Consider the following 2,724-nt stretch of genomic DNA (forward strand, 5'->3'; position numbering starts at 1 on the left):
CCTCCACGCTCGCGCCCCGCGCCCCCGGCCCCGCGTGCTTGCTCACGTTCTGCAGCAGCTCGGACACCACGAAGTACGCGATCCCCTCGATCGCCTCCGCCGGCCGCGCCTCCGGCAGGTCCACCGCCACCTTCACCGGCACCACGCACCGCGACGCCACCGACGACAGCGCCGCGTCCAGCCCCCGGTCCGTCAGCACGGCCGGATGTATCCCGCGGGCGAGGTCCCGCAGTTCCTGAAGCGCCAGCTTCACCTCCCCGTGGGCCTCGTCGACCATCGCGGCCGCGCCCTCCGGGTCCTCCAGCAGCTTCTCCTTCGCCAGGCCCAGCCCCATCGCCAGCGCCACCAGCCGCGCCTGCGCCCCGTCGTGCAGGTCCCGCTCGATGCGCCGCAGGTCGGCCGCCGCGGTGTCGACGACCACGCCGCGGTCGGACTCCAGCTCCGCGATCCGCCGCTCCAGGTCGTCGGAGGGCGACAGCAGCCCCCGTACCATCGCCCGGTCCGCGTTCGCCAGCAGCCGCACCAAATACGGCAGCACCGGCCACAGCACGAACAGGCCGGTCAGGGCTACCGTGAAGGTGAGCACGCCCCACGGCAGCCGGATCAGCTGGTACAGCACGGTCCGCCAGCCGACGGGGTCCTTGATGCTCGTCCACAGCCAGGGGAAGAATCCGCCGGACCGCTTCGGACCGGGGATCGGGGTCGGCTCGTCCACCCGTACGCCCAACAGCGCGCGGGCGCGGGCCCGGTCCAGTCGTCCCATTTGCCGAGACAGATAGAGACCGCATGCGAGCAGGGGAATTCCGATCGCGGTCACGGAAAGACCGCCCGTGACGGAAACCATGACAACCGCGTAAACAAATCCGATGATCGCCAACGGCAGGTTGGTCAGCAGATAGGCGATCTCCTTCCACGTCACGGCGCTGAAGGCGGCGCGCACGGGGGGAGGCCGATCGTTGTCGGGGATGGCATGGCTCGTGGTCATGGGCCACAGCCTGTCAAGAGCGGCCCGCCGATGCCATGGGGTGTCCGGGGTGCTGTGAACGGGGGATAACCCCACCCTGTGTGAGGCAGGCCCTAGACTCCCGTCCGTACCAGATCGTCGACAGTGACCGAGGAGCGAGGAACGGACGTGCCCGAACCAACGGTATCGACCGTAACCGTGCTCGCGGCGGACTACTTCCGGAGTTATTCGGTCGTCGGTCTGCTGGCCGCCCTCGGTGTGCTCTTCGTGGCCGTGGCCTTCGGCGCCGGCCGCCTGCTGCGGCCCGTGGTCCCGACCCACGAGAAGCTGCTGACCTACGAATGCGGCGTGGACCCGGTGGGCGAGGGCTGGGCGCACACCCAGGTCCGCTACTACGTCTACGCCTTCCTCTACGTCATCTTCGCCGTCGACTCGATCTTCCTGTTCCCGTGGGCGACGGTGTTCGCCGCCGCCGGTTACGGCGCCACGACGCTGGTGGAGATGTTCATCTTCCTGGGCTTCCTGGCCGTCGGCCTGCTCTATGCGTACAAGAAGGGCGTCCTCGAATGGACGTGACACCTCAGCCGGAGCTGCTCCCTGAGCCCAAGCGCCTGGGAGTCCTCTCCCGACTGGCCCCGGAACCCATGAAGGTGGTCCTGAACTGGGGCCGCCGGTACAGCCTGTGGGTCTTCAACTTCGGTCTGGCCTGCTGTGCGATCGAGTTCATCGCCGCGTCCATGGCCCGGCACGACTTCATCCGCCTCGGCGTGATCCCCTTCGCACCGGGGCCGCGCCAGGCGGACCTCATGATCGTCTCGGGCACCGTCACGGACAAGATGGCCCCGGCCGTGAAGCGGCTCTACGAGCAGATGCCGGAGCCGAAGTACGTCATCTCCTTCGGCGCCTGCTCCAACTGCGGCGGCCCCTACTGGGACTCGTACTCGGTGACGAAGGGCGTCGACCAGATCATCCCGGTCGACGTCTACGTGCCGGGCTGCCCGCCGCGCCCGGAGGCCCTCCTCCAGGGCATCCTCAAGCTCCAGGAGAAGATCGCCCGCGAGTCGCTGGCCGACCGCTACGCGGCCGCGCCGTCCGTCTCCCAGCTCACCAGCGGCCTGGTCACGGCCCCGCCGGCCCCAGGGGGCGGTGCGTGAACCTCTACGACTCCCTCCCCGACGCGGCGCCGACGGTCTTCGGGGCCGAGGCCGTCGCCGAGGTCTCGTACGACGTCCTCACGGTGGACGTGCCCGTCGGCAGCTGGATCGCCGCCCTCGAAATCGCCCGGGACAAGCTGGGCTGCACGTACTTCGACTGGCTGAGCGCGGTCGACGAGCCCGGCACCGGCTTCCGGATCTGCGCGCACGTCGCCTCGCTGGAGAACCACCGCGTACGGCGTCTCCTGCTGCGCACGACCGTCCCGCACGGCGCCCCCTCCCTGCCGTCGGCGGTCGCCGTGTACGCGGGAGCGGAATGGCACGAGCGCGAGACCTACGAGATGTTCGGGATCGTCTTCACCGACCACCCGCACCTCGTCCACCTCCTCCTCCCGGAGAACTTCGAAGGGCACCCGCTGCGCAAGGACTTCGTCCTGGCCGCGCGGGTCGCCAAGGCCTGGCCCGGCGCCAAGGAACCGGGCGAGGCCCACGATCCGGACGCGCCGAAGCGCCGGCAGATGCTCCCGCCGGGCGTCCCGGACCCCAACGACTGGGGCCCGATGAAGGGCCAGCTCCCGCCGGCCCCCGCCCGCCCGGCCCGCACCC

At 70.2% G+C, this 2,724-nt stretch carries 4 protein-coding genes; 3 read left to right on the plus strand and 1 reads right to left on the minus strand.

What is annotated here, in order from left to right:
* The coding region (locus tag PV721_RS42765) for a sensor histidine kinase (RefSeq protein WP_319734212.1) at positions 1-985 on the minus strand (985 nt) is incomplete at its 3' end.
* A 147-nt stretch (positions 986-1,132) separates the two neighbouring features.
* Between PV721_RS42765 and PV721_RS42770 the strand changes: the two genes are divergently transcribed.
* The 3 genes from PV721_RS42770 to PV721_RS42780 form a co-directional block, all read left to right on the plus strand.
* Entirely contained in the window at positions 1,133-1,540 is a 408-nt protein-coding gene (locus PV721_RS42770; protein WP_030710243.1) for an NADH-quinone oxidoreductase subunit A, read from the plus strand.
* Positions 1,531-2,118: an NADH-quinone oxidoreductase subunit B family protein gene (locus PV721_RS42775; RefSeq protein WP_319734214.1), complete on the plus strand. Its 588-nt coding sequence runs from the start codon at positions 1,531-1,533 to the stop codon at positions 2,116-2,118. Before PV721_RS42770 ends, PV721_RS42775 begins: the two co-directional genes overlap by 10 nt.
* On the plus strand, positions 2,115-2,724 hold a 610-nt coding region (locus PV721_RS42780), incomplete at its 3' end, for an NADH-quinone oxidoreductase subunit C (protein WP_319734215.1). The genes PV721_RS42775 and PV721_RS42780, both read left to right, overlap by 4 nt.

This window comes from Streptomyces sp. MB09-01 (genome assembly GCF_033794505.1).
Classification (GTDB): domain Bacteria; phylum Actinomycetota; class Actinomycetes; order Streptomycetales; family Streptomycetaceae; genus Streptomyces.

What these genes read in the sequence shown, in the direction of transcription:
- PV721_RS42775 (WP_319734214.1), top strand. Translation starts at nt 1,531, where the DNA reads ATGGACGTGACACCTCAGCCGGAGCTGCTCCCTGAGCCCAAGCGCCTG.